25 protein-coding genes are annotated in these 22,733 nt (G+C 72.5%); 17 read left to right on the plus strand and 8 right to left on the minus strand.

The window, feature by feature from the left end; genetic code table 11:
- Window positions 1-46: 46 nt before the first annotated feature.
- The 5 genes from M3147_RS03685 to M3147_RS03705 form a co-directional block, all read right to left on the minus strand.
- The gene (locus tag M3147_RS03685; protein ID WP_251202091.1) at window positions 47-481 is read right to left on the minus strand and encodes a VOC family protein; all 435 of its coding nucleotides are present in this window, start codon (window positions 479-481) and stop codon (window positions 47-49) included.
- Between the two features lie 39 nt (window positions 482-520).
- A complete protein-coding gene (locus M3147_RS03690; RefSeq protein WP_251202092.1) occupies window positions 521-817 on the minus strand; it encodes a DUF2277 domain-containing protein in 297 nt (98 codons plus the stop codon).
- A 91-nt stretch (window positions 818-908) separates the two neighbouring features.
- Complete coding sequence (locus M3147_RS03695) at window positions 909-1,037, minus strand: putative transporter small subunit (protein ID WP_229781582.1); 129 nt, start codon at window positions 1,035-1,037, stop codon at window positions 909-911.
- Entirely contained in the window at window positions 1,034-2,782 is a 1,749-nt protein-coding gene (locus M3147_RS03700) for a sodium:solute symporter family protein (protein WP_251202093.1), read from the minus strand. Before M3147_RS03700 ends, M3147_RS03695 begins: the two co-directional genes overlap by 4 nt.
- A 487-nt stretch (window positions 2,783-3,269) precedes the next feature.
- On the minus strand, window positions 3,270-4,112 hold the full coding sequence (locus M3147_RS03705; RefSeq protein WP_251202094.1) for an alpha/beta fold hydrolase: 843 nt from the start codon (window positions 4,110-4,112) through the stop codon (window positions 3,270-3,272).
- 146 nt (window positions 4,113-4,258) lie between these two features.
- On the opposite strand from M3147_RS03705, the gene phnD reads away from it, so the two are divergent.
- The 16 genes from phnD (at window position 4,259) to M3147_RS03785 (ending at window position 18,197) form a co-directional block, all read left to right on the plus strand.
- Window positions 4,259-5,161: a phosphate/phosphite/phosphonate ABC transporter substrate-binding protein gene (phnD, locus tag M3147_RS03710; protein ID WP_251202095.1), complete on the plus strand. Its 903-nt coding sequence runs from the start codon at window positions 4,259-4,261 to the stop codon at window positions 5,159-5,161.
- Window positions 5,158-5,982 (plus strand): phosphonate ABC transporter ATP-binding protein, encoded by an 825-nt coding sequence (gene phnC, locus M3147_RS03715; RefSeq protein ID WP_251202096.1) that lies wholly within the window; start codon window positions 5,158-5,160, stop codon window positions 5,980-5,982. The genes phnD and phnC overlap by 4 nt, the downstream gene beginning before the upstream one ends.
- The gene (gene phnE / locus M3147_RS03720) at window positions 5,969-6,838 is read left to right on the plus strand and encodes a phosphonate ABC transporter, permease protein PhnE (RefSeq protein ID WP_251202097.1); all 870 of its coding nucleotides are present in this window, start codon (window positions 5,969-5,971) and stop codon (window positions 6,836-6,838) included. The genes phnC and phnE overlap by 14 nt, the downstream gene beginning before the upstream one ends.
- A complete protein-coding gene (locus M3147_RS03725) occupies window positions 6,835-7,596 on the plus strand; it encodes a tyrosine-protein phosphatase (protein ID WP_251202098.1) in 762 nt (253 codons plus the stop codon). Before phnE ends, M3147_RS03725 begins: the two co-directional genes overlap by 4 nt.
- Window positions 7,593-8,237: a TetR/AcrR family transcriptional regulator C-terminal ligand-binding domain-containing protein gene (locus tag M3147_RS19480; protein ID WP_251202099.1), complete on the plus strand. Its 645-nt coding sequence runs from the start codon at window positions 7,593-7,595 to the stop codon at window positions 8,235-8,237. Before M3147_RS03725 ends, M3147_RS19480 begins: the two co-directional genes overlap by 4 nt.
- 98 nt (window positions 8,238-8,335) lie before the next feature.
- Window positions 8,336-9,001, plus strand: coding sequence for a GntR family transcriptional regulator (locus M3147_RS03735; protein ID WP_251202100.1), 666 nt, complete (start codon window positions 8,336-8,338; stop codon window positions 8,999-9,001).
- Window positions 9,002-9,076: 75 nt separating this feature from the next.
- Window positions 9,077-9,853 carry an MBL fold metallo-hydrolase gene (locus tag M3147_RS03740; RefSeq protein WP_251202101.1) on the plus strand — a complete coding sequence of 259 codons (777 nt, stop codon included), beginning with the start codon at window positions 9,077-9,079 and terminating at the stop codon, window positions 9,851-9,853.
- A gap of 25 nt (window positions 9,854-9,878) precedes the next feature.
- Entirely contained in the window at window positions 9,879-10,664 is a 786-nt protein-coding gene (locus M3147_RS03745; RefSeq protein WP_251202102.1) for an NAD-dependent epimerase/dehydratase family protein, read from the plus strand.
- Window positions 10,661-11,647, plus strand: coding sequence for a phosphoglycerate dehydrogenase (locus M3147_RS03750; RefSeq protein ID WP_251202103.1), 987 nt, complete (start codon window positions 10,661-10,663; stop codon window positions 11,645-11,647). Before M3147_RS03745 ends, M3147_RS03750 begins: the two co-directional genes overlap by 4 nt.
- Complete coding sequence (locus M3147_RS03755) at window positions 11,644-12,447, plus strand: hydroxypyruvate isomerase family protein (protein WP_251202104.1); 804 nt, start codon at window positions 11,644-11,646, stop codon at window positions 12,445-12,447. The genes M3147_RS03750 and M3147_RS03755 overlap by 4 nt, the downstream gene beginning before the upstream one ends.
- The gene (locus tag M3147_RS03760; RefSeq protein ID WP_251202105.1) at window positions 12,447-13,115 is read left to right on the plus strand and encodes a hypothetical protein; all 669 of its coding nucleotides are present in this window, start codon (window positions 12,447-12,449) and stop codon (window positions 13,113-13,115) included. The genes M3147_RS03755 and M3147_RS03760 overlap by 1 nt, the downstream gene beginning before the upstream one ends.
- A complete protein-coding gene (gene otnK, locus M3147_RS03765) occupies window positions 13,112-14,338 on the plus strand; it encodes a 3-oxo-tetronate kinase (RefSeq protein ID WP_251202106.1) in 1,227 nt (408 codons plus the stop codon). The genes M3147_RS03760 and otnK overlap by 4 nt, the downstream gene beginning before the upstream one ends.
- Window positions 14,335-14,988 (plus strand): class II aldolase/adducin family protein, encoded by a 654-nt coding sequence (locus tag M3147_RS03770; protein ID WP_251202107.1) that lies wholly within the window; start codon window positions 14,335-14,337, stop codon window positions 14,986-14,988. Before otnK ends, M3147_RS03770 begins: the two co-directional genes overlap by 4 nt.
- Complete coding sequence (locus tag M3147_RS03775; RefSeq protein WP_251202108.1) at window positions 14,985-15,662, plus strand: substrate-binding domain-containing protein; 678 nt, start codon at window positions 14,985-14,987, stop codon at window positions 15,660-15,662. The genes M3147_RS03770 and M3147_RS03775 overlap by 4 nt, the downstream gene beginning before the upstream one ends.
- 76 nt (window positions 15,663-15,738) lie before the next feature.
- Complete coding sequence (locus M3147_RS03780) at window positions 15,739-16,725, plus strand: nucleoside hydrolase (RefSeq protein ID WP_251202109.1); 987 nt, start codon at window positions 15,739-15,741, stop codon at window positions 16,723-16,725.
- Between the two features lie 134 nt (window positions 16,726-16,859).
- Window positions 16,860-18,197, plus strand: a complete 1,338-nt coding sequence (locus M3147_RS03785; protein WP_251202110.1) for an MFS transporter — start codon at window positions 16,860-16,862, stop codon at window positions 18,195-18,197.
- 77 nt (window positions 18,198-18,274) lie between these two features.
- Here M3147_RS03785 and M3147_RS19485 read toward each other — a convergent pair whose 3' ends face one another.
- The 3 genes from M3147_RS19485 to M3147_RS03800 all read right to left on the minus strand — a co-directional run bounded on the left by M3147_RS19485 (window position 18,275) and on the right by M3147_RS03800 (window position 21,135).
- Entirely contained in the window at window positions 18,275-18,988 is a 714-nt protein-coding gene (locus M3147_RS19485) for a GntR family transcriptional regulator (RefSeq protein WP_251202111.1), read from the minus strand.
- A gap of 121 nt (window positions 18,989-19,109) precedes the next feature.
- Window positions 19,110-19,946: a BtpA/SgcQ family protein gene (locus M3147_RS03795; protein WP_251202112.1), complete on the minus strand. Its 837-nt coding sequence runs from the start codon at window positions 19,944-19,946 to the stop codon at window positions 19,110-19,112.
- 214 nt (window positions 19,947-20,160) lie between these two features.
- Window positions 20,161-21,135 carry a DMT family transporter gene (locus M3147_RS03800; protein WP_251202113.1) on the minus strand — a complete coding sequence of 325 codons (975 nt, stop codon included), beginning with the start codon at window positions 21,133-21,135 and terminating at the stop codon, window positions 20,161-20,163.
- Between the two features lie 66 nt (window positions 21,136-21,201).
- Between M3147_RS03800 and pdxR the strand changes: the two genes are divergently transcribed.
- Window positions 21,202-22,707 carry a MocR-like pyridoxine biosynthesis transcription factor PdxR gene (gene pdxR, locus M3147_RS03805; RefSeq protein ID WP_251202114.1) on the plus strand — a complete coding sequence of 502 codons (1,506 nt, stop codon included), beginning with the start codon at window positions 21,202-21,204 and terminating at the stop codon, window positions 22,705-22,707.
- Window positions 22,708-22,733 lie beyond the last annotated feature (26 nt).

Here is a 22,733-nt window from a genome sequence, read left to right on the forward strand (position 1 = left end):
GCCGGGGCGCCGGCCGGAACGTCGGCACCAGTGGGCTCCGCGCCCGTCACTTCTGCAGCTCCTCGGCGAGCATCACGATGATGCCGCTCGGGCCGCGCAGATAGGTGAGTCGGTAGATGTCCTGGTAGGTGCCGACACCGCGCAGCGGGAAGCAGCCGTGCTTCGCCGCGACCTCGAGTGCCGCGTCGAGGTCGTCGACCGAGAACGCGACGCGGTGCATGCCGATCTCGTTCGGCAGCGTCGGCTCGGTCTCGATCGCGTCGGGGTGCAGGTACTCGAAGAGCTCGAGCCGCCCGTGCCCGTCGGGCGTCTGCAGCATCGCGATCTTCGCGTGGTTGCCGTCGAGGCCGACGGCGGTGTCGGTCCACTCGCCGCTGACGGTGTCGCGGCCGATCACGCTGAGCCCGAGGTCGGTGAAGAACGCGATCGTCTGGTCGAGGTCGCGCACGGCGATGGCGACGTTCTCGAGTCTGATGGCCATACTGCGCATGCTACTCAGCACGGCCGACGACGGCACGGATCATCCGACCGCGGTGCGGACGCGAACCTCGCGCTCCATGCGCTTCTCGTGGCGTTCGCGCCCCTTGAGCGCCTCGGTCTCGCGGTTCTTCGGCGGCGCGTTCGTGGTGAGTCCGTCGAGCAGCCGCCGGGTCGCGACGGCGATCTCCTCGATCGCCAGCTCGAACGCCTCGGCGTTCGCCCGGGAGGGATGCGTCGAGCCGCTCACCTTGCGCACGAACTGCAAGGCGGCCTTGCGCACCTCGTCGTCGGTCGTGGGCGGCTCGAAATTGTGGAGCACGCGAATGTTCCGGCACATGCGCGCCACGATACGCCCCGCCTGCGTCGGCGGCGAGGGGGCGAGAGGGGCGGACGCGACCCGGATGCCGCGCCCACCCCTCGCCGGGCGACTAGATGATGCTGCGCCCCTCCCGCTTCGCCTGGCGCCACTCCTTCACGAAGGCGCGCACGATGACGGCGAGCACGCCGAGCACGATCACGGGCCAGATCAGCACGTACAGGGTGAGCAGGGCGGTCATGCGCGGTCCTTTCCGTCGTTCGCGAATTCGAGCCGGTCATCCACCCCGGCAGGGCCGGACGAACCGGCGATGCCGGCGCCGGCCGAGGCATCCGTCCCGTCCGCACCGCCGTCCCGGGTGTCGAAGTCGCCCGTACGCTCCTTGATCAGGGCGAAGTCAAAGCGTCTGGTGGTGTTCATCATCGTGAGCGCGACGCAGACGATCGTCGACGCGGCGTAGGCCACGAGCGATCCCGAGAGCACCGGGTAGGTGTGCAGGAAGCCGATCGCGAACGGTGCCGCCGCGAGCGTCGCGACCGTGCCGACGACGAGCGCCACCCGGCGGCCGAAGAAGCCGAACGCCATGAGCCCGAGCACCACGCCGATGCCGATCGTCGCGAGCACGTCGCTCGCGATGCCGATCCCGCCGGAGAGGTCGATCCACTCGAAGCGCACCGGCAGGAAGCACGCGAGTCCGGCGATCACCGCGGCGCTGAAGGCGAGGTTCGTCACCCGGTTCCAGTAGAAGCTCGAGATCACCGGGAACACGAGGGCACCCCAGAGCGCGCCCACGAACACCAGCAGGTCGAGGATGTTGAACTGCGAACTCGCGAAGAACAGCCCGGCGGCGGTCGCGACGATCATCGTGATGCGGCCGACCCAGATCATCGTCTGCGGGTTCGCCCGCCTCTTGCCGGCGATGTTCTGCCCGTAGATGTCGGCCATCATGATCGAGGCCAGGGCGGTCAGGTCGGCATCCGCCGTCGACGACAGCGAGCCGATGATCATCACGAAGAACACGCAGAGCAGCACGGGCGGCAGGTAGTTCGCCGCGAGCTGCGGGATCAGGTTGTTCACGTCGTCGTTCAGCGGCTGGATGCCGGCATACAGCGCGAGCACGCCGAGCATGCCGACGCCGATGATCGTCGCCCCGTAGCCGACCGTCGCGGTGACGAAGGTCTTCTTGATCAGGTCCTCGCGCACGGCGAAGAGGCGCTGCGCGATCGTCTGGTTGCCGATCGCGTAGGCCAGCACGGCCGCGATGTACGGCGCACCCTGGTTGAAGAACGCGTCGGAGGAGAAGAAGTCCTGCTGCTGGGGCGTCAGGTTGTGCGCGCCGGTCTCGAAGAGCGACGGCCCGCCGGCGGCGAAGAACACCACCGGGATGATGATCACCACCGCGCCGAGCATCGCCACGACCTGCGCGAAGTCGGTGAGCACCGAAGCGCGGAATCCCGACCACAGGGTGTACAGCAGCACGCCGGCGGCGATCGCGATGATGCCCTGCGTGAAGGTGAACGGCGACAGCATGTCGATGAGCGCGCCGCCCGCGATCAGGTTCGAGGTGAGGCTGATCACGCTGCCGAGCACGTTGGATCCGGCGAGCATGAGCTGGCTCGACCGCCCGTGCCGGGCGAACATGACCTCGGCGATGGTGTGTGCCCGCGGCGCGACCTGCCGGATCCGCCGCCCGAAGGGGTAGATCAGGAGGATCATCAGCGCGCCCCAGAGCCCGTAGTGGATGGGCCCGGAGATGCCGTAGGTGAACCCCGAGGTCGCCGAGGCGTACATCGACGACGCCCAGATCCAGGTGGCGGTCATCGACGCGGCCGAGATGCCGTAGCCGATCTTGCCGCCGCCGGTCATGTAGCCGTCGGCGTTCTCGCGCTTTCGGCTGATCCGGATGGACATGTAGAGGCTGCCGCCGAAGAACAGCAGCATGAGGGTGACCACGATGGGTCCGGACAGCTGTTGGAGCTGTTCCATGTCGACTCGCTTTCGTCAGGGCGTCCCGCGTCGGTGCGGGACGCGGGAGGCAGGGACGAGAAACGGTCAGTCGGGAGGGATGCGGGTCGCTGCGGCGTGTTCGTGGTGCCGCCCGGTGGTGCCGAGGCGGGTCCCGCAGGGCGGGAAGAACGTTCGTGCAGCTACGAGCACGCGGTCCCTTTCGTCGGTGGTCGGGGCGGTGCGTGGCGCGCGCAACGCGCGGCGCGATCCGGGGGATCGCTGACGCACCGGGGCTGGCGAGACGGCGGGAATCGGGATGCCGGAAACGAGGTTCCTGGCTCCGCCATGACGAGGCCGGACTCCCGTGGAAGTCCGGCGCAGCCTCGTTCGACCGTAGCGGACCCCGGGCCGGGGAGCCAGTCGGGCCCGCTCGCTCCTCCGCTCACGTGACGGCAAGCCTTGCGGCCGTCGCCACCCACCCCGACTTGCCCGACTTTCATGAAAGTCAGGCAAGTCGGGGTGGGGCTCAGCCGAGCAGCAGGCGCGCCCGGTCGAGGGCGGGGGCGAGGCCCGCGAGCACGGCGACGTGGCCGTCGCCCTCGCGGGCGAGCAGCTCGGGGCGGGGGAGTGCGGCGGCGGTCCGATCGGCATGGGCGAAGGGGATGACTCGGTCGGCGGTGCCGTGCACGAGCAGCACCGGCGGCGTCACCTCGGCGAGTGCGACGCCCCAATCGGTGACGAAGGCGACGTCGTCGTCGACGGCGCCATCCGGTTCGAACGCGTCCGCGGCCTGGGCGTCCTCGCCGACCGCGCCCCACTCGCCCTCGAGCGCAGCCCAGTCCACCGGCAGGAACTGCTCCGGGTCGAACACCTCGTGCTCGGCGTAGCCGAGGCGCGCGGCCCGGCCCTCGCGCGCAGCTCGCAGCCCGCCGGGCGCACGCATGCCGGCGAACCATCCAGCACCGTTCAGGCCCGTGTCGCCCTCGAACGGTGCCGGGCTCGCGACCGCGACGACCGCGCCGACGAGCTCCGGCGCGAGGGCCGCGAGTGCGAGGGCGTGCGGACCGCCGCCCGAGTAGCCGACCGCGATCGCCCGGGATACCCCGGCTGCGTCGAGCACGGTGAGTGCGTCGTGCGCGGCGCTCGCCACGGTGCGTCCGGGGTGCGGGGTGGAGCCGCCGAAGCCCGGCCGGGCGATCGAGACGAGCCGCAGCCCCAGCCGTTCCGCGTGCGCGACGAGCGGAGCGGGCGGCCGGCCGGTGTGCGGCGTGCCCGGATGCCACACGATCGCGGCGGAGGCATCCGCCGGTCCGGTCGCGTAGCTGCGGATCGTGCGTCCGTCGGGCAGCAGGGTGTTACTGGCTCGCATGCCTGCACGCTACCCGAGCGGCGTCACCGGCCGTTCACGATCCGTTCGATTCGGAGTCCGCCGGTCTCGCAATTGCCGGACACCTTCCGGAGTTGGAATACCGATGGTCTCGGAATGCCGAGGCATCCCCCTTCCGAAAGGTCATCATGCGCCGCTTCACCCTGCCCGCCGTCGGCGTCCTCGGCGTCGCCGCCCTCGCCCTCACCGGCTGCCAGAGCACGTCCGGTGAGGCGGCCGCCGCCGACCCGAACGCCCCCATCACGATCGCGACGATCCCCGTCGGCGAGGACCCCACGGCCGAGAACCCGGTCGAGGTGTTCGCCGAGCTCCTCGAGGAGGCGACGGGCCGCGATGTCGAGATCACCGACGTGCCCGACTACCTGAGCGTCGTCGAGGCGATCCGGGCCGATCACGTCGACATCGGCATCATGAGCGGCTTCCCCTCGGCGCTCGCCGTGAACACCGGCGAGGTCGATGCGCTCGTCGCGTTCCAGGGCGACGAGGCGCCGGTATCCACCTGCGTCGTGCTCGACGACTCGCCGATCCAGGAGGTCGAGGACCTCGCCGGCAAGACGGTCGCCTTCGCCGACCAGGCGTCGAGCTCCGGCTACTTCATGCCGGTGTACATGCTGCACGAGGCGGGCCTCGAGCGGGACGCCGACTACGAGGCGATCTTCGCCGGCGGCCACGAGGGCAGCTTCGCCGCGCTCGCGCAGGGTCAGGTCGACGCCGCCTGCACCGCGGTCATGCTCACCCAGCTCGGCAAGCCCATGTTCCCCTTCGAGGACGGCGAATGGCGCGCCGTCGGCGAGAGCCCGGCCATGCCGATCGCCGGGGCGGTGCTCGGCCGCCAGTCGCTCGACGCCGAGACCCGCAAGGTGATCCAGGACGGCATCGCCGAGGTCTTCTCGCCCGCGAACGCCGAGCGGCTCGGCGCGTACGGCTCCTTCGCGGCCGCCCCGCAGACCGTCGACCCGAAGGCTGAGGAGTTCGCCGGCTTCGCCGAGATCGCGGCCGTCGCGGGCGTCGAGCTCAAGGACCTCAAGTGACGCTCGTGACGGAGCCGCAGCCGGTCGAGCCGCGCGTGACGACGGCGGAGCTGCGCCAGGCGTTGCCGCTCGTCACCGTGCGCGGCCTGGAGGTCGCCTACGACACGCAACGGGTGCTCGCTGGCGTCGACCTCGAACTCTTCCCGGGGGAGATGGTGGCGCTGCTCGGGGCGTCCGGCTCCGGCAAGTCCACGCTCATGCGGAGCCTCACCGGATTCGCGCCGATCACGGGCGGGGCGGTGCGAGTCGCCGGGCACGACGTGACGAACCTCCGCCGTGGACAGCTGCGGACGCTCCGCAGCGAGGTCGGGCAGGTGTTCCAGCAGTTCAACCTCATCCCGCGTCTCAGCGTGCTGACGAACGTGCTTGCCGGCGCGCTGCACGGCGCCGGGGCGATCAACCTCGTCGGCGGCTTCTCGAGCGCCGACCGCCGCCGCGCGCTCGAACTGCTCGACCGCGTCGGCATCGCGCACAAGGCCCTGGAGCCCGCGCGCTCGCTCTCGGGCGGGCAGCAGCAGCGGGTCGCCATCGCTCGGGCGCTCATGCAGCGGCCGAAGGTGATCCTCGCCGACGAGCCCGTCGCCTCGCTCGACCCGAAGCTCGCCGACTCGGTGCTGGAGCTGCTCCGCGAGATCGCGAGCGAAGACGGCATCCCCGTGCTCGTGAGCCTCCACGTACTGCCGCTCGCGCTCGCGCACAGCGACCGCATCGTCGGCCTCCGCCGCGGCGAGATCCTCGTCTCCGGTCGGACGGCGCAGCTGGATGCCTCGGCGCTCGCGCCGCTGTACGAGGACGAGGAGGCCCGCGATGACGAGCACTGAGCCACGCGACCGGACCACCCGTGGCGCCGCTCCCGCCGCGTCGCCGCTCGCGGACCCGGTGCTCGCCGCCGCGGAGCGGCAGCGCCTGGAGCGCGCCTTCCGGATGCCGCGCACCCGCTTCCTGATCGGGCTGCCGATCGCCGCGCTCCTCCTGATCTGGTCGTTCAACGGCGCCCAGTTCAACTTCGTGAAGCTCGGCGAGGGCGCGGTGAACATGGGGGAGTTCCTCTCCCGGCTGTTCCCGCCGGACTTCTCGAAGCTCGGCACGATCCTCGCCCTGCTGCTCGAGACGTTCCAGATGGCCGTCGTCGGCACGGTGCTCGGCGCCGTGCTCTCGCTCTTCGTCGCGGTCTGCGCCGCGTCGAACATCGCCCCGAAGTGGCTGTACTACCCGACGCGCTGGGTGATGAACATCATCCGCTCGGTGCCCGACCTCGTCTTCGCGCTCATGTTCGTCTCGGCGGTCGGGCTCGGCCCCTTCGCCGGCATCCTCGCGATGACGCTCGGTTCCATCGGCTCGATCGGGAAGATCTTCGCCGAGGCGATGGAGCAGGTCGACCGTGGCCCCGTCGTCGCCATGCAGGCCGTCGGCGCGTCCAAGCGCCAGGTCGTGCAGTACGGCGTGCTGCCGCAGGCGGCGCCGCTGCTCACTTCGTACAGCCTGCTGCTCTTCGAGGGGAACGTACGCGGCGCGACCATCCTCGGCCTCGTCGGCGCGGGCGGCATCGGCCTCGAGCTCACGACGGCGATGCGCATGTACGACTACGGGCACCTGAGCGCCATCATCATCTGCATCATCGTGCTGGTGACGGCCATCGACCAGGGCAGCGCCCTCATCAGAAGGAGAATCACATGACGATCATCGACAGCCCCGCGCTCGCGCTGAGCGCCCCGGTCAACCTCCGCGACCTCGGCGGCATCCCCATCGAAGGAGGAGTGCTGCGCGCCGGGCTCGCGATCCGCACCGACGACCTCGCCCTCGTCACCGAGGAGGTCGCGGACCGGCTCATCGCGGACGGACTCACCGCGATCATCGACCTGCGCTCGGCGGACGAGGTCGCGATCAGCGGTCGCGGTCCGTTCGGCGCCCGCCCGGTGGCGTACCACCACCTCGCGCTCATGGCGAACGTGGGCGACTCGATGAAGACGCAGCTGCCGTTCACGCACGAGTCGATGGGGGAGTCCTACGTCGCGATGGTCGAGACCGCCGCGCCGCAGCTCGTGACGGCCCTGAACGTCATCGCCCACGCGCCCGGTGCCACCGCCTTCCACTGCGCGGCGGGCCGCGACCGCACGGGCGTGGTCGCCGCGATGCTGCTGCTCGCCCTCGGGGCCGCCGACGAGGACATCGTGGCCGACTACGCGCGCACCGGCGAGAACATGCCGGCGATCATGCGCCGCACGCAGGGCGTCATGGGGCCGTTGCTCGCCCGGCTGGGCTTCGACGAGGAGCGCATGCGAGCTTCGTTGCCCGATGGGCCGATGGACGTCTCGATGCGGCTCCTGCTCGGCACCCTCCGCGGACGCTACGGCGATCCGCTTGCCCCACTGCGGGGCGCCGGGCTCTCGGCGGACACGGTGGGCCGGCTCCGCGCGCGGGCGCTCGCCGCGTGACGAGCACGACGACCGGCCTCGTGCTCGACGCGTCGACCGGGGCTGCGCACCGTCGCGGCCCCGGTCGGCCGCGCGACGAGGAGCTCGACGGGCAGCTCGTCGCGGCGACGCTCGCGATCATCGATGCGGGCGAAGAGGTGACCGTGGGCCGCGTCGTCGACCGGAGCGGGGTGAGCCGGGCCGCGCTCTATCGGCGCTGGCCGTCGCTCACGACCCTCATCGCCGCGGCGCTCGACGTCGGCCGCGAGGTGCCGCCGGAGGTGGGCGAGTCCGTCGACCTCCGCGAGCTGCTGCTCACCGGGCTCGGCCTCGGCGCCGACGGGGTCGCCCCGTCGGCGCCCGGGTACCCGGAGGAGCGGTTCCGCCAGCGCATCCGTCTCGTCATGGCCGACCGGGCGCTGCAGCGGGCCTACTGGAGTTCCCACGTCGCCCGCCGCCGCGTGCCCCTCGAGCGCGCGCTCGCCGCGGGTGTCGCGCGCGGCGAGCTGCGCGCCGAACTCGACGTCGCCGCCGCGTTCGACGCCATCGCGGGTGTCGCCTACTACCAGCTCGTGGTGCGCGGCGAGCGGATCGACGAGCCCGCGGTGGTGGCGCGGATGCGCGCCGCGATCGAGCTGATCTGGCGGGGGATGCGCGCCTGAGCGGGGGCGGCGGCGCGGCGGCGGCGGGCCGTCCAGCAGCTGGCGCGCCCCGGCGGAGATCGCACTCCGGACCGGGGGCGGGGCTCTACACTGAGGGGATGATCGAGCGGACACCCACGAAGAGGCCGATTGCCGATCAGATGTACGACGTCCTGCTGCAGCAGTTCATGTCGGGGGAGCGCGGCGCCGGCCAGAGCCTCAACATCGGCGCGCTCTCGCGCGAGCTCGATGTCAGCCAGACCCCGCTGCGCGAGGCGCTCGCCCGGCTCGAGCACACCGGCCTCGTCGAGCGCGAGGCGCTCCGCGGCTACCGGGTGGCGCCGATGATGACCCGCACCGAGGTGCAGCAGCTCATGGAGGCGCGGCTGCTCCTCGAGCCGAAGCTCGCCGAGCAGGCGGCTCTGCGCAAGACCGATGCCTTCATCGCGGAGCTGCGCGAGGCGGTCGACGAGTTCCACCAGTCCGCTGAGCTCGCCGACATCGAGACCGAGGGCTTCGACCTGTACTGGCGCTCGGACGACCGCTTCCACATGTGCATCGCCGCGCAGGCGGGCAACCGCTTCCTCGAGATGGCGTACGGCGCGCTCGGGGGACAGATCCAGCGCTTCCGGCTGTTCTCGAAGTTCGGCCGCACCGGCGCACGGCGGGCGGCGCCCGAGCACACCGCGATCTTCGAGGCGATCGCGGCGGGCGATGGGGCTGCGGCGGCCGAGGCGATGCGCGCGCACGTGATCGGTGCGACGGAGCGACTGCTCGGGGACTGAGCGTCCCGGTGGTCGGCGCTGTAGTGCCCCGGATTGTGCAATACTATAGTCCATACTATTTTTGAGGAGGCGGCGATGGAGCGCACCGAGTCGGAGGACGGTGCCCGCACGAGGAGCGGGTACACGGCCACACCGCTCGTCGAGGGCTTCCCCGGCAAGTCCGCCTCACACGGGGCGTTCGGCTGGAGCAGCCTCTGGCTCCTCGACGACGGGGAGCGCCGGGTGCTGATCGACGCGGGCCAGCCCGCATACCTCCCGCTCATCCACGACGGGCTCGATCGGCTCGGGCTCACCGCAGCCGACGTCACCGACGTGCTCATCACCCATCTGCACTGGGATCACGTCGCGAACTTCACCATGTTCCCGAACGCGACCACGTGGGTGGGTGAGGACGAACTCGCCTGGGCCGCCGAGCAGCCCGCGGGCACGAAGTTCATCCCCGACCTGCACGTGCAGGAACTGCTCCGCCGTCGGGAGGGCGTCGAGCGGATGCACGCCGGGCAAGAGGTGCTCCCCGGCATCCACGCCCTGGCGAGCCCCGGCCACACGCCCCACCACCTCGCCTTCTTCGCCGAGCGCACCGACGACCGCCTGGTCTTCGCGGGCGACGCAGTGAAGAACCTTCACGAGCTCACCACCCTCCGGGCCGACTCGAGCATGGACGACGAGGCGAGCACCGCCACGATCGACCGGCTGCGCTCGCTCGTCGGCGTCACCGCGGGCGTGCTCGTGCCCGGCCACGACGTCGGGCTCGCGCTCGCCGACGGGGCCGTGCACCGCGTACGACCGCAGCGCGCCGAGATCGGCTACTTCGCGGATGCCGAAGGCGAGCAGGACCGGAGCATCGGCTGACGCCGCTGCGAACGAAAGGACGACGATGACGACAGTGCTCTACACCGGAGGCACCGGCCGCATGGGCCAGGTGATCCGGGAGGGCCTCGCAGGCCGCTACGACCGGGTGGTGCTCTTCGCCCGCCGGGCGCCGGAAGGCGAGCTGTTCCCCGGCGAGGAGGTCGTCATCGGCGACCTCGCCGAGCTCGACCGGCTCACCGCGGCCGCACAGGGCGTCGACGTGATCGTGCACCTCGGCGGCGTCGCCGACGAAGGGCCGTACGAGGCGATCCGTGCCGCGAACATCGACGGCACCTACCACGTCTACGAGGCCGCCCGCCGGGCCGGCGTCCGCCGCGTCGTCTACGCGAGCTCGAACCACATCGTCGGCTTCCACCCCGCTACGGAGCTGCTCGACGAGTCGGCCGTTCTCCGGCCCGACACCTACTACGGCGTCTCGAAGGCCTTCGGCGAGGCGCTCGCGAGCCTCTACCACGACAAGTGGGGCGTCGAATCGGTGCTCCTGCGCATCGGCACCTTCCGCCCCGCGCCCGAGGACACCCGTCAGCTCGCGCTCTGGCTGAGCTGGCCGGACGGCGTCGAGCTCGTGCGCTGCGCGATCGAGAACGGGCCCGTCGGCTGCCAGGTCGTCTACGGCACCTCGGCGAACTCGGAGCGCTGGTGGAACGCCGACGCCGGCTGGGCCGCCATCGGCTACCAGCCGAAGGACGACGCGGCCGAGCACGCCGACGCTGTCGACCGCCAGAAGCCCGTGCCCGCCTTCCACGGCGGGGCCTTCACCGCCGCCGACTACGAGGGAGGGATCTGGTGACCGCCACCGCCGACGTCCTCATCACGACCGCGTTCCTCCACCCCGGCGACGAGGTCGACCTGATGCTCGGCGCGGCCGGGCTCTCCACCCGGCACGTCCCGGACCTCGCCGCACTCGACCCGGCCGAGCGGGCCGAGCTGCTCGCCGGGGTCCGCGCCGTGATCGCCGGCACGCTCCCGCTCACCGCCGAGCACCTCGCCGCGGCCGAGCACCTCGAGCTCATCGTGCGCACCGGCGTCGGCTACGACAGCGTCGACCTCGACGCGGCCACCGCCCGAGGCATCCCCGTCTGCATCACCGCCGGGGCGAATCGCCAGGCCGTCGCCGAGCACGTCTTCGCCCTCATGCTCGCCGTCGCCCGCCGGGTGCCCGAGAACATCCAGAATCTCGCGGCGGGAAGCTGGCAGCAGCTCACCGGGCGCGAGCTCGCCGGCGCCACCCTCGGCATCCTCGGCCTCGGCTCGATCGGCAAGGCCGTCGCGACCATCGCCGCGGGCTTCGGCATGTCGGTCGTCGCCTACGACCCGTACTTCGACGAGGCGTTCGCCGCCGCGAACGGCATCCGCCGAGCCTCGCTCGACGAGGTGCTGGCCGAGGCCGACTTCGTCACCCTGCACCTCTTCCTCGACGACTCCACCCGGAACCTCATCGACGCCGCACGGCTCCGCACCATGAAGCGCGACGCAGTGCTCGTGAACACCGCCCGCGGCGGCATCGTCGACGAGGACGCCCTCGTCGACGCCGTGCGGGACGGGATCATCGGCGGAGCAGCGCTCGACGTGTTCGCCACCGAGCCGTTGCCCGCCGACAGTCAGCTGCTGCGCACCCCCGGCATCCTCGCGACCACCCACGTCGCGGGGGCGACCCGCGAGGCGCGCGGCGAGTCGGGGCGGATGGCCGCAGCCAATGTCATCGACGTGCTCGGCAAGGCCGGTGCCCCGCGCTTCGTCGTGAACCCCGGCTACGAGGGGGTTCCCGCGTGATCGTCGAGACGGCCTCGGGGCCCCTGCGCCTCGCCGCGAACCTCAAGTGGATGTTCACCGAGCTGCCCTTCGAAGCCCGCTTCGACGCGGCCGCCGCGGCGGGCTTCACCGCGGTCGAGTACGCCTCGCCGTACGAGCTCCCGGCGGAGCGCATCCGCGAGCTGCTGGGCGCGGCCGGTCTCCAGCAGGCGCTCATCAACACCCCGGCCGGCCCCGCGGGTTCGGCGACCGTCATGGGTGCCGGCTTCGTGCCGGGCGCGGGGGAGGAGTTCCGCGCGGGTGTGCTGCAGGCCCTCGAGTACGCGACCGTCATCGGTGCGCCCGTCGTGCACGTGATGGCCGGCCTCCGTCCGGAGGGCGTCGACCCGCAGCTCGCGTTCGCCGGGTATGTGGCGCACATCGGCTGGGCGGCCGAGCACGCCCGCGACACCGGGATCCGGCTCGTGCTCGAGGCGATCAACAAGCGCGACCAGCCGCGCTACGGCCTCGCCACGATGGAGTCCGCCGCCGCCGTCGCCGAGGCGGTGGACCCGGAGACCGTCGGCGTGCTCTTCGACGTCTACCACGCGCAGGTCGACGGCGGGAACGTGATCGAGCGCTTCGAGCGACTCGTGCCGCGCATCGGCCACGTGCAGATCGCCGACAACCCCGGCCGTGGCGAGCCCGGTACCGGGGAGATCGCCTACGAGCGCGTGCTGGCGCACATCGCCGGGAGCGACTACGACGGGTGGATCGGGCTCGAGTACGGGCCGGTCGCCGGCACCGTCGAAGGGCTCGCCTGGACGGAGAGGATCCGCTGATGACCGACCCCAGGATCGCGCTCATCAGCGCGACGCCGCTCGCCATCGGGCCCGCCGCCGCGGCCATCGCCGCGCAGTTCCCGGAGGGCACCGTCTGGAACCTGCTCGACGACCGACTGCTCGCCGACGCGCAGGGTGAGGGCGGCATCACCGCCCCGCTCGCCGCGCGGATGGACCAGCTGATCGAGCTCGCGATCGAGGGCGGCGCGGACGGCGTGCTGCTCACCTGCTCGCAGTACGGGGTGCGCGCCGAGCGTCGCGACCCGGCGGTCGACGGGATCGCCGTGCTCGCCGCGGACGGCCCGCTCTTCGCCGAGGTGGTCGGCCTGGGCGCCGCGCGCGTGCTCCTCGTCGCCTCGCTCGACTCCGCCGCGTCCGACAGCTCGGCGCGGCTCGGCGCCGTGCTGTCGGACGCGGGCGTCGCGACGACGCTCGAGACCGTGGTCGTGCCCGCCGCCGCGAAGCCGCTGCCCGAGGGCGAACTCATCGAGGCGCTCGCCGCCGCGATCGACGCGGCCGAGCCGGGCTACGACGCGATCGTGCTCGCCCAGTTCTCGCTCGCGCCGGCGGCCGCGGCGCTCGCCGAGCGCTTCGGCGTCCCCGTGCTGGACGCGCCGCGGACCGCGGCGAGCCGGCTCGCCGCGGAGATCGCGGGGCAGGGCCGATGATCGGCGTCATCGCCGACGACGTCACCGGAGCGACGGATGTCGCGGCGGCGCTCAGTCGCGCCGGCCTGCGCACCCTGCTGGCGCTCACCCCCGAGCTCGGGGAGGGCCCGGTCGATGCCGAGGCGATCGCGATCGGTCTGAAGACCCGTTCGATCCCGGTCGCCGATGCGGTCGCGCAGAGTCTCGCCGCCCTCGCCGCCCTCCGCGCGGCCGGCGCCGAGCTCACGTACTTCAAGTACTGCTCCACCTTCGACTCGACGCCCGAGGGCAACATCGGGCCCGTCACCGACGCACTCGCGGCCGAGCTCGGGGCGGAACTCGTCGTGACGACGCCGGCCGCGCCGCTCCACGGCCGCACGGTCTACCGGGGTCGGCTGTTCGTCGGCGACCAGCTGCTCGACGAGACGCACATGCGCGAGCACCCGGTGACGCCGATGCGGGACTCCTCGGTGCCGCGACTGCTCGCCCCGCAGGTCGCGGGCGAGGTCGGCCTGCTGCCGCTCGACGTCGTCCGAGCGGGCGCCGCGGCGGTGCGCGAGGCCGTTGCGGCGGCCGAGGCATCCGGCGTCGCCCACCTCGTGGCCGACGCGGCCGTCGAGGCCGACCTCGACGTGATCGCCGAGGCCGTCGACGGCGCAGCGCTCGTCGCGGGCTCGGCCGGCCTCGTCGGCGCGCTCGCCCGGCGGCGACCGTCGACCGGCCGGGCCGCGGATGCCGCCCCGGCGGGGCGCACCGCGATCCTCGCCGGCAGCTGCTCCCGTCGCACGCTCGAACAGATCGACCGCTTCCAGGCGACGGGCGCACCGAGCTATCGGCTGCGCGCCGAACGCGGCGACACCGCCGAACAGCTCGCCGCCGACGCGCTCGCCTGGTGGGACGCGCAGTCGGACGGCCCCTCGGCGCTGATCTACTCCTCGAGCCCCGCCGCCGAGCGCGACGCCGAGTTCCCCGAGGCGGGCGAGCTCTATGAGCGCACCGCCGGGATCGTCGCCGACGGGCTCGCGGAGCGCGGCGTGCAGCGGCTCGTCATCGCGGGCGGCGAGACCTCGGGCGAGGTCGTCCGTGCCCTCGGCATGGGCACGGCGGTCGTCGGTGCGGAGGCCGCGCTCGGCGCGCCGTGGATCCACGATCCGCGCCGAGACCTCCACCTCGTGCTGAAGTCGGGGAACTTCGGCGGGCCAGAGCTGTTCGTCGACGTCGCCGGCGTCGGGGCGGACTCATGAGCGGCGCCGGCGCCGCGGCCCGCGCGGTCGAGCGGGTCGCCCACGCCATCCACCGGCGCGGGCTCAGCCACGGGCGCACCGGCAACCTGGCCGTGCGCGACGGCGAGCACATCCTGCTCACCCCGACCGGGGTGAGCCTCGGCGAGGTCGAGGCGGGGGCGCTCTCGGTGCTCGACGCCGACGGCCGGCGCCTCGACGGGCCCCGCCCGACGAAGGAGGCGTTCCTTCACCTCGCCGTGCTCCGCACCCGGCCCGAGCTGAACGCCGTCGTGCACACCCACTCGCCGTACACCGCCGCGCTCTCGTGCCTCGACGGGCTCGACCCCGAGGCGCCGCTGCCGCCGCTCACCGCCTACTTCGCGATGCGGGTCGGCGCGCTGCGCCTGCTGCCGTACCTCGCGCCGGGGGATGCCTCGGGCACCGCCGCCGTCGAGGAGGCGGCCGCGGCGAGCCACGCGCTGCTGCTGCGCAACCACGGGCCGGTCGTCGCCGGCACCGACCTCGACGGCGCGCTCGACGCCCTCGAAGAGCTGGAGCACACCGCGCAGCTCTTCTTCCTCACCGCCGGGCACCGCGCCGCTCCGCTCACTCCGGAGCGCGTCGCCGCCCTCGCCCCTCGACCCGCCGACGGAAGGACCCCCGCCGCATGATCACCCTCTACAGCGGCCTCGTCGTGCGGCAGCCGCTCGTCGACACGCTCATCCCCGCGTTCGAGGCCGAGACCGGGGAGCGTATCGAGGCGACGTTCGAGCCCACCACGGTGCTGCTCGAGCGCATCGCCGCAGGCGAGCGTCCCGACCTCGTCCTCGGCGTCGCCGGTTCCGTCCACGACCTCGCCGCGCAGGGCGTCCTCGCCGCGGACACGGTCGTCGAGCTCGCCGTGTCGGCGATCGGCGTCGCACGCCTGCCCGAGACGCCGTCGCTGGCGGATGCCTCGGCCGAGGTGTTCCTCGACCGGCTGCTCGATTCCCGTGCGGTCGCCTACTCGCTCTCCGGGGCGAGCGGACTGCACTTCAGCGGGGTGCTGCGTGCGCGCGGGCTGCTCGAGCGCCTCGACGAGCGCGCCGTGCGCTTCCCGGCCGGGCTCACCGCGGAGGCCGTCGTGGACGGGCGGGCGGAACTCGCCATCCAGCAGGTGAGCGAGCTGCGCTCCGTGCACGGCCCGCACCTCGTCGAGCCCATCCCGCACGAGCTGCAGTCGTACGCGCGCTTCGCGATCGGTGCGAGCGCCGACGCCCCGGCCGCTGCCCGCGACTTCGCCGCGACCCTGGCGGGGGAGCGGGCCCTCGCCGCGTTCGAAGCCGTCGGGCTGAGCGCCCCCTGAACCGCGCCGGCCACGAGCCGGCACCCGATCACGGCCCCTCGGGCCGACGAGCACGAGAGAACAGAAGGAACGGATCATGAGGAAAGTAGTGGTGGACACCGACACCGGTGTGGACGACGCTCTCGCGCTGATGCTGCTCGCAGCGGACCCGGAGGTCGAGATCCTCGCGGTGCTGAGCGTCTTCGGCAACTGCCACGGCGACCGTGCGGCGGACAACGCGCGCTACGTGCTCGACACCTGCGGGCGCCAGGACGTGCCCGTGTACCGAGGCTCCGACGTGCCGCTGAAGCAGGAGCTGAAGCTCTCCTCCGGCGTGCACGGCGACGACGGCTTCGGCAACACCGGCCTGCGACCCCTGACGAGCGTGCCCGCCGAGCCGAACGGCATCCCGATCCTGCTCGACCTCGTCGCCCAGCACGAGGGCGAGATCGACTACCTCGCGCTCGGCCCGCAGACGAACCTCGCGAAGGCGCTGCAGCAGGATTCGCGGCTGCTCGAGCGGCTGCGCAGCACGACCATCGTCGGCACGCTGGGCCCGGCGCTCTACCACGACACGGAGCCGTGGGCCGACCGCCGCTTCCGCGTCTCGCGCGACCCCAACGTGTCCTTCGACATCGACGCGGCCGAGATCGTCGCGAGTCACGAGGGGGATGTCACCTGGTGCGGCCCGTACGTGACCCGGCAGGCACTCGTTCCCGAGAACTTCTTCCTCGAACTCGCCGCCGAGACGAAGTCGCCGCCGGCTGAACTCATCACGGCGATCAGCCACGACTACGCGGGCTTCTACTCGCGGTCGTACGGCCGGCCGGACTCGGCGCGGGTGATGGGCATCAACGACAGTCTCGCGGTGGCGACGCTGTTGCGGCCGGACCTGGTGGCGGGGGCCGTGCAGCGCCCGCTGCAGACGTTCCAGGACCAGGAGACGGGGGAGCGGTTCCTCGCCGGGGTGCATCCGGTGAAGGGGGAGACCCGACCGATCCACCGGGTCATCTTCGATATGGACTTCGACGGCGTGCTGGAGCTCATCGGGGAGACGCTCCGCCGCCCGCTGCCTTGGCGCTGATCTCCGGCGCGAGGCATCCGAGGATTCCGCGGGCGACCCTCGCGCAAATCCTATAGCGCCCGCTATACTATTTTATTACCGACAACCTCACCCCGCTTCTGCGAAGGTGGCATCGAGCGAAGGAGCTCCCCCCGATGTCGAAACTCCAAGACCCAGCGCCCGCCTCGCGCGCCGAGGCCTCCGCCGTCCGGAAGCCCGGGCACGCCAAGCAGTTGTTCGCCCTGAGCGCCGGCCACGCGCTCGAGTGGTACGACTGGGCGATGTTCGGGCTCCTGTCCGTGTACATCGGACAGGCGTTCTTCCCGGGTGAGAACGCGGTCGCCGCGACCCTGAACTCGCTCGCGGTGTTCGCGGTCGGCTTCGTGGTGCGTCCCATCGGCGGCGTCGTCTTCGGCCTCGTGGCCGACCGCCTCGGCCGCAAGCCCGTCATGGTGGGGGCCGTGGCGGTCACCGCGGCGGCGAGCCTCGTCATCGGCGTCCTGCCCACGCACGAGACGCTCGGCATCTGGGCCGGCGTGATCGTGCTGTTCTGCCGCATCATGCAGGGCTTCTCGACGGGCATCGAGGGCTCGCTGGGTGCGGCCTACGGCGTCGAGCTCGTGCCCGACCGCCCGGGCTACGTCGCGGGCTTCATGGCGACGTTCAACAACCTCGGCAACATGCTCGCCCCACTCACCGCCTTCGTCACGAGCTCGCTGATCGGGCCGGAGGGAATGGCCGACTACGGCTGGCGGGTGCCGTTCATCCTCGGCGGCCTGCTCGGCTTCATCGTGCTCTGGCTCCGCCGCACGCTGCCCGAGACGCTGCCCGCCGCGTCGAGCGTCGCCGACGGCAGCCGGATGACCGCCCGTCAGCAGACCGGCGACGTCTGGAAGGGCGTGCGCAAGTACTGGCTCAGCATCCTCGCCGTCGTCTTCATCGTCGGTGCCATCCAGGCGTACAACTACACCTGGCTCTCCGGCCTGCCCTCGATCGCGACGGGCACCTACGGCGAGGACCCGACGGGCGTCTTCGCGGTCTCGACCTCGCTCGGCGTCATCCTCACCGTCGGCGCCTTCGTGCTCAGCCGTGTGCTCGACAAGTGGGACCTCTCCCGCTGGTTCGTGCTCGGCCGGCTCCTCGCGATCCCGACGATCTTCCTCGTGCTGCTCTACACGGGGAACGGCGTCGGCGCGCTCGCCGGCGTGCTCCTCGGCGGATCGCTCGTGCTGCTGCTGAACCTCACGATCTTCAGCACCGTCGCGAACCTGATGATCCCGCAGCAGTTCCGCGGCACCGCCGTCGGCCTCGGCTACGGCATCGGCGTCGCCCTCTTCGGCGGGACGGCCTCGTACCTGTTCGTCTACCTGCAGAGCATCGGCCTCGGGAACGTCTTCCCGTTCTACGTCGCCACGCTCTGCGCGATCAGCGTCGTGCTCTACCTCGTCGCGAAGCGCAAGAACGGCGTCTTCAAGGGCAAGCAGGCCGACTAGGCATCCGGATCGGCCGCGCCGTCGGTCCCCGCGTCAGGCGGGGGTCGGCGGCGCGGCCGTGTCCCGGCGACGTGCGCTCAGTGCTCCGCGGCCTCCGCGCTCGCCGCGCGCTCGTCGGTGAGGGTGCGGCGGCGCGCCTCCTCGATGTGGGCGCGCATGAGCTGCACGGCGCCGACCCGGTCGCCGCGCTCGATCGCGTCGTAGATCCCGCGGTGTTCGGCGGCCGCCTCGAGCGCGTGCGTGCGGCCGGCCCGGCCGCTCAGTCGGAAGCGCTGCAGCTGGCTGCCGAGCGCGGCGAAGGCTCGGTGGGTGAAGGGGTTGCCGGTCTGCGCGCTGATCAGGGTGTGGAACGATTCGTCGGCCACCCAGCTCGCCTTCAGGGTCTCGGGGTCGGCGTTCTCGCCCGCCCGCTCCATCGTCTCGATGCTCGCGAGCAGCTGAGCCAGGAACTCGGGGGTCGCCTTCGCCGTCGCCTCGCCCGCGAAGCTCGGCTCGAAGAGCAGTCTGGCGTCCATGAGCTGCACGATCTCGGTGGGGGAGAGGAGCGGCGCGACCTCGTAACCGCGGAGCGGGTGACGCAGCACGAAGCCGGTCGGCTCGAGCCGGGCGAGCGCCTCGCGGATCGGGGTCGCCGACAGCGCCATCTCGCGCGAGAGGGCGCCGATGTTGAGCCGGTCGCCCGGCTCCCGGCGGCCGCTGATCATCTGCAGCAGCAGTTCGTCGTAGGCGCGGTCGGCGTACGGCACGCGGGTGGATCGCCGTCGCGACGGCGGAACGCGCTCTTCGCTCACTCGGGCTCCTCTGGGGTGGTCGGTCGTGCCTGCTCGAACCTATCGCGTCGCCCGCGCACGGCTCGGGGCCCGCGCCGTGCTGGCGCGGGCCCCGAGGTGGTGCAGACGGGAGCGACGGGGCTCAGGCCGCCTTCTGGGCCTGACCCGAGCGCCAGAGCTGCACGAACTCGCGCGTCATCTCGCCGCTCGCCGGGAGGTCCATGTCGGCGTTCGGCTTCGATCCGTAGCCGAACACGGCGCCGTCGGCGACCTCGGCGTAGGTGGCGGCGTGCTTCGCCGTCATGCCCGAGCCGAGGATGATCGGCGCGTCGGGGATGGCGTCCTTGACCTGGCGGAGGCGGTCGAGGCTCGGCGGCATGCTCGTGTCGTCGCCGGCGAGGATGATCGCGTCGGCGCCGCCGCGGTGCAGCATGTCGGCGGCGATGACGGGCACCGGGCGCTCGACGAGCGGGCGGGCGTGCTTCGTCAGGAGGTCCGCCAGCGTGAGGATGTGCTCGCCGCCGATGTGCTTCTTGTAGCGGGCGACGAGGTGCGCCTCGCTGTTGATGATGCCCTGGTCGGTGACCGAGGCGTCGGTGAGGATGTTCAGCCGGATGAACTGCGCGTCGACGGCCGCGGCGATGCCGAGCGACGCCTTCCACGAGTTGCGGAGGATGTTGATGCCGATGGGCAGCTCGGTCTGACGGCGCACCTCGCGGGCGACGACGGCCGCCGCGGCGACCGTCTCGGGCTCGATGGTGACCGGGTAGAACGGGTAGTCGTGGAAGTTCTCGACGAGGAGCGCGTCCACGCCGCCCTCGGCGAGGGTCGTGGCGTCCTGCACCGCGCGGTCGATGACGTCGTTCAGGTTGCCGGAGAAGGCGGGGGCGCCGGGCAGGGCGTACATGTGCACCATGCCGATGACGGGGGCCTTGCCGCCGAACACGCCGTTGAAGCGGTCGAGGTAGGGGTAGCTCATGAGAGTGCTCCTCAGGGGATGGGACGCGGGCGCGCAGCCGACCTCGGCCGGGCGACGCTGCGTCGACGGGGTTCATCCGTTCGGCGCGGTCGGCGCCGAACGCGGCCGCGAGTGCGACCCGGGGTGGAAATGCCTGTCGACCGGCCGTTCCAGCTCCGTTGTTTCAAATAATATTGGATTTGAAAGGGAAGTCAAGCGGGAACGGGTGGTGCACCTAGCGACGGCGCGGAACCGTGCCGCGCTCGGGCTGCGGGCTCGCCGTCCTGCGCCGCTGCCGGCGCGCGGACACGGACGGCGCGAAGCCGATGACGAGGCCGAGGGCGATCGCGGCCATCCCGAGCCAGGCGCCGAGCGAGGGGAGCGCAGCGCCCAGTGACGCCGCGACGAGCGCCGCCGTCGGGGCGGCCGTGCCGGCGCACAAACCTGCGGCGTCGGCGCCCATCCGGCCGACCCCGGTGAACCAGAGCACGAACGCGAGCGCGGTGGCGATCGCCCCGAGATAGACGACCGCGCCGAGCGCGGCCGGCGACACGAGCACCGCGGGGTCCGGCCGTTCGGCCACCACGGAGAGCGCTCCGAAGACGAGCGCAGCGACGGCGCACGTCGCCGCGGAGTAGCTCCAGGCGCCCATGCGCGGGAGCGCCCGGGCCCCGAACAGGGTGAGGCCCGCCTCGCAGGCGATGAGCGCGAGTCCCATCAGCACGCCGAGCGGGTCGGCTCGGCCCCAACCGGTCACAGCGATCGCCCCGGCGCTCACGATGACCGCGCCGACGACGAGCCGCGGAGCGGGGCGGCGCGCGGCGGTGAGCGGGGCGGCGAGGGCCAGCACGAGCGGGATGCAGCCGACGGCGGCGCCGAGGAACGCCGGCTCGGCGTGGGCGGTGCCCACGATCGTCGCGAGATTGAAGCCGATGAGCCCGGTCGCGGCGCCGCCGAGCACCCAGCCGAGATCGCGAAGCCGTGGCAGCACGAGCGGCACGCCGAAGAGCCGCGCGAACACGACGATCGCGACCACCGCGACGGCATAGCGCGCGGACTGCAGGGCGAACACCGGCAGCGCGCGGGTCGCGTCGATGACGGCGACGCTGCTGCCGAGGAGCGCCATGGCGGAGAGTCCGGGCCAGAGCGCCCGCCAGCCGCGGGCTGAACTGCGGGCGGGAGCAGGGGGAGTCGGAGACGTCGTGGTCATGCGAGCGAGCCTGCCCGGTCGAGTGGACCATCGACAGGGGCGATCATCGATGGATAGATTGAGCCAATGCCGGGCGACGGATTCCTCCTGCTGGACTCGACGACGGTGGCGCGCGGGCGCCGCGCAGACTGGCTCGCCGGTGAGCTGCGCGCCGCGATCGCGCGCGGCGCACTGCCGACGGGCGCCAGATTGCCGGCGAGCCGCGTGCTCGCCGACGAGCTCGGCTTCGCCAGGAACACCGTCGCCGAGGCGTACCGGCGACTCGCGGAGGAGGCGCTCGTGGTGCCGCGGGTCGGAGTCGGCACCGTGGTCGCCGCCGCGAGCACGCTCAGCGAGCGGGCCGCGGACCCGCGCGCTACCGGGGGAGCGCGGCCGGCGAGATCTCCCCGAGCCGCCGAATCGGAGCCGATCGACCTCGCCGCGGGGCTGCCCGAGCTCTCGGCGTTCCCCCGGGCGGCGTGGCTGCGCGCGGAGCACGAGGTGCTCGCCGAGGCATCCCGCCGGACTCTCGGCTATCAGCACCCGGCCGGGGCTCCGGCGCTCCGCGAGGCGCTCGCCGCCTGGCTCGCCCGTTCTCGGGGCGTCGTCGCCGACCCGGACGGCATCGTCGTCACCTCCGGCGTCACCGGGGCGCTCGCGCTGCTGGCGGACGCGCTCCTCGGCGAGGGGCACGAGTCGGTGGCGCTCGAGGATCCGGGTGCGACCGGCAACCGCCTGATCCTCGAGTACTGGATGCCGCGGGTCGAGCCCGTGCGCGTCGACGCGGACGGCCTCGTGGTCGAGAAGCTCCGGAGGTCGAGCGCGGATGTCGTCCTGGTGACCCCGGCGCACCAGTACCCGAGCGGCGTCGTGCTCGCCCCCGAGCGGCGACGGGAGCTGCTCGCCTGGGCGAGGGCGGGGGAGCGCCGGCTGATCATCGAGGACGACTACGATGCGGAGTTCCGCTACGACCGGCGGCCGGTCCGTGCGCTGCAGCCGCTCGCGCCCGAGCTCGTCGCCTACACGTCGAGCTTGTCGAAGACACTCGCGCCCGCCCTGCGGCTCGGCTGGCTGGTGCCGCCGCCACGACTCGTCGAGCGGATCGTGGAGCGGCGCTGGGCGACCGATCTCGGCTCGCCCGCGCTGCCGCAGCTCGCGCTCGCTCGGCTGCTGGACTCGGGGGCGCTGGAGCGCCATCTCCGGGTGATGCGTGCGCGGCACCGGCAACGTCGGGACGCTGCCGTGGCCTCGGTGCTGACGCACCTGCCCGGCGTGCGCGTGCACGGCGTGGCCGCGGGCCTGCACCTCCTGCTCGAGCTCCCCGACGGTGCCGACGATGTCGAGGTGGCCGCCGCGGCCCGCGAGCTCGGCGTGCTCGTGCAGCCGCTCAGCGCCCAGCGGCACCGGCCTGGGCCACCCGGCCTCGTCGTGCACTACGCGGCGCACCACCCCGCCCGCTTCGAGCAGGCGATCGCGTCGATCGCCCGAGCACTCGCGTCGGCGACCGCGCCCGCCCAGCGCCCAGCTCCCCACCGAAGGGGTCACTTTCCGGCATCCGATGGGCCGATTGGGCAGATGGATGCCGGAAACTGACCCCTTCGCTGCTCAAGGGGGTGGGG

The sequence above is a fragment of the Agromyces mediolanus genome (genome assembly GCF_023715325.1).
Lineage (GTDB): Bacteria > Actinomycetota > Actinomycetes > Actinomycetales > Microbacteriaceae > Agromyces > Agromyces mediolanus_A.

Excerpts from the sequence above, each read along its gene's own strand:
- M3147_RS03685 (WP_251202091.1), bottom strand. The coding sequence starts at position 481 with ATGGCCATCAGACTCGAGAACGTCGCCATCGCCGTGCGCGACCTCGAC.
- M3147_RS03690 (WP_251202092.1), bottom strand. The coding sequence starts at position 817 with ATGTGCCGGAACATTCGCGTGCTCCACAATTTCGAGCCGCCCACGACC.
- M3147_RS03695 (WP_229781582.1), bottom strand. The coding sequence starts at position 1,037 with ATGACCGCCCTGCTCACCCTGTACGTGCTGATCTGGCCCGTGATCGTG.
- M3147_RS03700 (WP_251202093.1), bottom strand. The coding sequence starts at position 2,782 with ATGGAACAGCTCCAACAGCTGTCCGGACCCATCGTGGTCACCCTCATG.
- M3147_RS03705 (WP_251202094.1), bottom strand. The coding sequence starts at position 4,112 with ATGCGAGCCAGTAACACCCTGCTGCCCGACGGACGCACGATCCGCAGC.
- phnD (WP_251202095.1), top strand. The coding sequence starts at position 4,259 with ATGCGCCGCTTCACCCTGCCCGCCGTCGGCGTCCTCGGCGTCGCCGCC.
- phnE (WP_251202097.1), top strand. The coding sequence starts at position 5,969 with ATGACGAGCACTGAGCCACGCGACCGGACCACCCGTGGCGCCGCTCCC.
- M3147_RS03725 (WP_251202098.1), top strand. The coding sequence starts at position 6,835 with ATGACGATCATCGACAGCCCCGCGCTCGCGCTGAGCGCCCCGGTCAAC.
- M3147_RS03735 (WP_251202100.1), top strand. The coding sequence starts at position 8,336 with ATGATCGAGCGGACACCCACGAAGAGGCCGATTGCCGATCAGATGTAC.
- M3147_RS03740 (WP_251202101.1), top strand. The coding sequence starts at position 9,077 with ATGGAGCGCACCGAGTCGGAGGACGGTGCCCGCACGAGGAGCGGGTAC.
- M3147_RS03745 (WP_251202102.1), top strand. The coding sequence starts at position 9,879 with ATGACGACAGTGCTCTACACCGGAGGCACCGGCCGCATGGGCCAGGTG.
- M3147_RS03760 (WP_251202105.1), top strand. The coding sequence starts at position 12,447 with ATGACCGACCCCAGGATCGCGCTCATCAGCGCGACGCCGCTCGCCATC.
- otnK (WP_251202106.1), top strand. The coding sequence starts at position 13,112 with ATGATCGGCGTCATCGCCGACGACGTCACCGGAGCGACGGATGTCGCG.
- M3147_RS03770 (WP_251202107.1), top strand. The coding sequence starts at position 14,335 with ATGAGCGGCGCCGGCGCCGCGGCCCGCGCGGTCGAGCGGGTCGCCCAC.
- M3147_RS03775 (WP_251202108.1), top strand. The coding sequence starts at position 14,985 with ATGATCACCCTCTACAGCGGCCTCGTCGTGCGGCAGCCGCTCGTCGAC.
- M3147_RS03780 (WP_251202109.1), top strand. The coding sequence starts at position 15,739 with ATGAGGAAAGTAGTGGTGGACACCGACACCGGTGTGGACGACGCTCTC.
- M3147_RS03785 (WP_251202110.1), top strand. The coding sequence starts at position 16,860 with ATGTCGAAACTCCAAGACCCAGCGCCCGCCTCGCGCGCCGAGGCCTCC.
- M3147_RS03795 (WP_251202112.1), bottom strand. The coding sequence starts at position 19,946 with ATGAGCTACCCCTACCTCGACCGCTTCAACGGCGTGTTCGGCGGCAAG.
- M3147_RS03800 (WP_251202113.1), bottom strand. The coding sequence starts at position 21,135 with ATGACCACGACGTCTCCGACTCCCCCTGCTCCCGCCCGCAGTTCAGCC.
- pdxR (WP_251202114.1), top strand. The coding sequence starts at position 21,202 with ATGCCGGGCGACGGATTCCTCCTGCTGGACTCGACGACGGTGGCGCGC.